At 69.1% G+C, this 1013-nt stretch carries 1 protein-coding gene; it reads left to right on the top strand.

The genetic code is table 11. From position 1 onward, the window contains the following. Positions 1-151: 151 nt before the first annotated feature. Positions 152-1013, top strand: an 862-nt coding sequence (locus JMF90_RS38340; protein WP_201326469.1) for a CheR family methyltransferase, incomplete at its 3' end; no start/stop codon positions are given.

The following is a 1013-nucleotide window of genomic DNA, read 5'->3' on the forward strand; positions in this document are numbered from 1 at the left end:
GGGCGGCTACGGCCCGCGTCTCGCGAAGACGGCCGCCGCGGCGGACAAGCCGGCCGCGAAGCCCGCGCTCGTGCGCCCGGCGCTGAACGGCGAGAAGCCGGCGCTGGCCGCCGCCGGCGCGTCGGACGACGACTGGGAGACCTTCTAAGCCATGTCGCACGCGCGCGCGCCGTTTCGACCCGATGTACCGGATGCCTCGCCTCGCGCGGGCGAGCCGGGGCGCGACTTCGCGTTCACCGGCGCGGATTTCGCACGCATCCGCGCGCTGATCCACCAACGCGCGGGCATCTCGCTGTCCGAGCACAAGCGCGACATGGCCTACAGCCGTCTCGCGCGACGGCTGCGGGCGCGCGGCCTCGACACGTTCCGCGACTACCTCGACCTGCTCGAGCAGGAAGACGATCCGCTCGAGTGGGAAGCGTTCACCAACGCGCTGACGACCAACCTGACCGCGTTTTTCCGCGAGTCGCACCATTTCCCGATCCTGTCGGAATTCGTGAAATCGCGGCCGGCGCCGGTGTCGGTCTGGTGCTCGGCGGCGTCGACCGGCGAGGAGCCGTACTCGATCGCGATCACGCTGATCGAGGCGCTCGGCGACACGGCCGCGCGCAACGCATCGATCCTCGCGACCGATCTCGACACGCAGGTGCTCGCGAAGGCCGAAGCCGGCATCTACACGTACGACCAGGTCAAGCACCTGTCGCCGGAGCGGCTCAAGCGCTTCTTCCTGAAGGGCACCGGCGCGCAGGCCGGCCGCGTGAAGGTGCGCCCCGAGCTGCGCGCGATGATCCGTTTCGAGCAGTTGAACCTGACCGATGCGGACTACGGGATCGCGAAGCCGTTCGACGCGATCTTCTGCCGCAACGTGATGATCTATTTCGACAAGCCGACGCAGGGGCAGGTGCTGTCGCGCTTCGAGCCGCTCGTGAAGCCGGGCGGGCTGCTGTTCGCCGGCCATTCGGAGAACTTCACGTACGTGACGCAGGCGTTCCGGCTGCGCGGGCAGACGGTGT

The organism is Burkholderia sp. E168m23, assembly GCF_016586125.1.
Classification (GTDB): domain Bacteria; phylum Pseudomonadota; class Gammaproteobacteria; order Burkholderiales; family Burkholderiaceae; genus Burkholderia; species Burkholderia orbicola.